At 77.1% G+C, this 3,753-nt stretch carries 4 protein-coding genes and 1 pseudogene; all 5 read right to left on the bottom strand.

Going from position 1 to position 3,753, the window contains the following annotated elements; translation table 11 throughout:
- Positions 1 to 498: pseudogene (locus AB0K37_RS40860) on the bottom strand (SAM-dependent methyltransferase); the annotation flags it as partial.
- Between the two features lie 26 nt (positions 499 to 524).
- Positions 525 to 1,598, bottom strand: a complete 1,074-nt coding sequence (locus tag AB0K37_RS40855; RefSeq protein WP_363991260.1) for a glycosyltransferase family 4 protein — start codon at positions 1,596 to 1,598, stop codon at positions 525 to 527.
- A complete protein-coding gene (locus AB0K37_RS40850) occupies positions 1,595 to 1,993 on the bottom strand; it encodes a 6-carboxytetrahydropterin synthase (RefSeq protein WP_363991258.1) in 399 nt (132 codons plus the stop codon). Before AB0K37_RS40850 ends, AB0K37_RS40855 begins: the two co-directional genes overlap by 4 nt.
- A 35-nt stretch (positions 1,994 to 2,028) precedes the next feature.
- A complete protein-coding gene (locus AB0K37_RS40845; RefSeq protein WP_363991255.1) occupies positions 2,029 to 3,006 on the bottom strand; it encodes a zinc-binding alcohol dehydrogenase in 978 nt (325 codons plus the stop codon).
- A complete protein-coding gene (locus tag AB0K37_RS40840) occupies positions 2,963 to 3,748 on the bottom strand; it encodes a CDP-alcohol phosphatidyltransferase family protein (protein ID WP_363991263.1) in 786 nt (261 codons plus the stop codon). The genes AB0K37_RS40845 and AB0K37_RS40840 overlap by 44 nt, the downstream gene beginning before the upstream one ends.
- Positions 3,749 to 3,753 lie beyond the last annotated feature (5 nt).

The raw sequence follows: 3,753 nt of genomic DNA, 5'->3' as shown, positions 1-3,753 counted from the left end.
GGCGTCGAAGGCGGCGGCGAACTCGGCGTCGAGCGGCTCGGGCGGGGAGAGCCGGACGCGCCCGACGACCGACAGGGTGAGCAGCGCCGGGCAGGCGGCCGCGGCGGCGATCGCCTCGACCTCGGCGGCGGTGAGCACGTCCAGCAGCGCGGACGCGGTGACCAGCGACGCGCCCACCAGGTCGGACGCGCGGAGCTCGCCGATGCCGCCCGCGCGCGTCTCGACCGTCGCGGGCGTCCCGTCGGCGGTCGTGTACTCGCTCGCGCGGGCGCGGTCGAGCAGGCGCGGGTCGGCGTCGTGCAGGATCCAGTGCTGCGGGCCGCGCAGCCGCCCGGAAAGCCAGCGCCCCTGGGAGCCGGTGCCGCATCCGAGGTCCCAGATGACCAGGGGCCCGTCCGCCGGGAGCGCGGCGCGGAGCGGGTCGAGCAGCTCCGTGGCCCGCGCCGTAGCGTCCGCGCCCTCGCGCAGCTCCAGCCAGGATGGATCGAACTCCGTCACAGCGTCTCCCTGCGCCTCGACCCCCGTCACGGCGCCTCCCTTCGTAGCTTCGACAAGACGGTTCCCATGCGGCGGGCGGTGTCGTCCCAGCCGGGCAGCATGCCGCGCCGCAGCCGGGCGGAGGCGCGCAGCCGGTCGCGCAGCTCCGGTTCGACGAGCCAGCGGCGCAGCGCCGCGCCCAGCGCGACGGGGTCGTCCGGCGGGACGAGCATGCCGGGGACGGCCCCGGACGGGTCCCACCCCAGCGTGTCCGGGACCCCGTCCACCGAGGTCGCGAGCACCGGGACGCCGCGCGCCAGCGCCTCGGTCACCACCATCCCGAACGTCTCCGCGCGGGACGCCAGGACGAGCAGGTCGGCTCCGGCGTAGGCGTCGTCCAGCCGCTTCCCGGTCAGCGGACCCGTCAGCTCGACGCGCCCGTCGAGGCGGTGCCCGCCGATCAGCCGGCGGACCCGCGCGACGTGTTCCGGGTCGCCGCCCAGCGGCCCGACGCACTCGCAGTCCCAGGACAGGTGCGCGATGGTGGCGAGCGCCTCCACGAGGACGTCGTGCCCCTTGCGCGGGGTCACCGACGCCACGCACAGCAGGCGCGCCGCGCCGTCGGTGCCGGACGCGAGCGGCGCCGGGTCGGTGCCCGGGGCGACGGCGTGGACGCGGGACGGCTCCAGGCCGTGGTGGGCGATCAGGTGGTCCCGGGCCCACGGGCTCGTCGCGACTACGGCCCCGGCCGCCTCCAGCACCTCGCGCTCGCCCGCGTTGAGATCGCCCTGCCCGGGTTCGTCCGCGAGCGGGAGGTGGACGAGGACGGCGAGCCGCAGCCGCGCCGCCTCCGGGACGACGATCTCCGGGACGCCGCACGCCACCAGCCCGTCCATCAGCACGACGGATCCCCCGGGCAGCGCGGCCAGCGCGCGTCCGAGACCGGCGCGGGCCGCCCGGTCCGGCCGCGGCCACGCGCCGGGCACCGCCACCTCCCGGACGGGGCGCCCGGACGCCGCGAGCTCCTCGCACAGCCGCCGGTCGTACCGGTTGCCGCCGCTCGGGGCGGCGGCGGCGTCGACGCCGGCCGGGACGACCACGCACACCTCGCGGGACGTCACAGCTCACGCTCGTAGCTGGCCCAGGCGACGTGCGACTCGTGCAGCGTCACCGTGATGCCGGCCAGGCCGGCGGCGTTCGCGCCGAGCGCGCCGGCGCGCACCCGGTCGGCGAGCCGGTCGGCGATGACCTTGGCGAGGAACTCCGTCGAGGTGTTGACCCCGGCGAAGTCCGGCTCCTCGTCCAGGTTGCGGTAGTTCAGCGCGCCCAGGACCTCGCCGAGCTCGCTGGTGGCGAGCCCGATGTCGACGACGATGCCGTCCGGGTCGAGCTCGGCCCGGCGGAAGGTCGCGTCCACCACGAACGTCGCGCCGTGCAGGTGCTGCGCGGGCCCGAAGACCTCGCCGCGGAAGCTGTGCGCGATCATGACGTGGTCGCGGACGGTGATGGCGAACAACGAACGTCCTCCTCGGTAGCGATCTCGTGAGGCGATCAGCCTCGGTAGGCGATCCGGTGGCACAGGGCGGGCTGCTCGCCGCCCGCGAGGCGCGGCATCAGCCGCGGCAGCTCGGCGAACGGGCTCTCCCCGGTGATCAGCTCGCCGAACGCGGGGTCGGCGAGCAGCCGCAGCGCGAGCGCGATCCGGTCGGCGAAGCCGCGGCGCGACCGGCGGGCCGGCGGCACGGCGCCGACCTGGCTGCCCCGGATCGCCAGCCGCCGCGAGTGGAAGAACTCCCCCAGCGGGACGCTGACCCGCCGGTCGCCGTACCAGCTCAGCTCGATCACCTCCCCCTCCGGTGCGAGCAGCTCCAGCGACCGGGCGAGCCCGGCCTCGGACGCGCTGGCGTGGACGACCAGGTCGCAGCCGCCCTCGGCCCGGTCGGGATGGGCGAACCCGACGCCGAGCGCCCGCGCGACGTCCGCGCGGGACGGGTCGGTGTCGACCAGCTGGACCCGGCATCCCGGGAAGCCCGCGAGGACGCCGGCGACCGAGCAGCCGACCATCCCGGCGCCGACCACGGCGATGCGGTCGCCGACGAGCGGCGCCGCGTCCCACAGCGCGTTCACGGCCGTCTCCACCGTCCCGGCGAGGATCGCCCGCTCCGGCGGCACCTCGTCCGGGACGGCGCTGACCGCGCTCGCCGGGACGACGTACCGGGTCTGGTGCGGATAGAGGCAGAACACCGTGCGGCCGGCCAGCTCGGCGGGGCCGTGCTCGACCACGCCGACATTGAGGTACCCGTACTTGACCGGCCCGGGGAACGCCCCGTCCTGGAACGGCGCCCGCATGACGGCGTGCTGGTTCGGCGGGACGCCGCCGCGGAACACGATCGCCTCGGTGCCGCGGCTCACGCCCGAGAACAGCGTCCGGACGAGCACCTCCCCCGGCCCCGGCTCGGGGAGGACGACATCGCGGATCTCGCCCTCACCTGGCGACCGGATCCAGAAGGCGCGCGCGTCGCGCTCCATCCGTGCCCCTCCCCCGGGTCGTCCGGTTCTCCTGACCACCTTGAGCCTCTCCGGCGGCGGCGGCGGTCGCACGATCGGCCGCGTGCCGCCGCTTCGCCAGCCACGCCACGTCCCGTCCGAAGGACCACACCAGCAGCGCCAGCGCCGCCGCCGCGAGCGCGCCCGGGTGCGGCACGACGCCCGACGCCGCGACGACCAGCGCCACCCCCTGCACCACGGCGACGGCCTTGCGCGCGACGCTCGGCCGCAGGTCCGCGCGCAGCCACGGCGCCGTCCAGGCCGCCGCGCCGAACGCGTACCGCATCGCCCCGATCGCCAGCACCCACAGGCCGGCCGTCCGCGCGACCTCGACGCTCAGCACCAGCACCAGGACCGCGTCGGTCTCCATGTCGAACCGCGCCCCGAGCCTGGACACCGTCCCGGTGCGCCGTGCGACCCGACCGTCGACGCCGTCCAGCACGAGGGCCGCGGAAGCGGCCGCGACCAGCGGCCAGACGCCGGCGTCACCGGTGAGATGCCCCGCGACCAGCGCCGCGACACCCCCGGTGAGGACCACCCGCGCCAGCGTCACGTGATCGGCCGGCCCCAGCGCCCGCCGCCGCCGGAACGCGGCGCTCAGCAGCGCCCACGACGCCAGCGCGTACCCGACGCCCACGGCCAGGCCCGCGTGGCCGGGACGGAGCAGCGCCAGCAGGGCGAGCTGGGCGGCGACGGCCGCGGCCAGCTCCGGCCCCCTCGTCAGGCGGG

Source organism: Actinomadura sp. NPDC049753 (assembly GCF_040674655.1).
GTDB lineage: Bacteria > Actinomycetota > Actinomycetes > Streptosporangiales > Streptosporangiaceae > Spirillospora > Spirillospora verrucosospora.
Note: the sequence above shows the minus strand (reverse complement) of the source record. Positions and strands in the feature narration are given on the sequence as shown.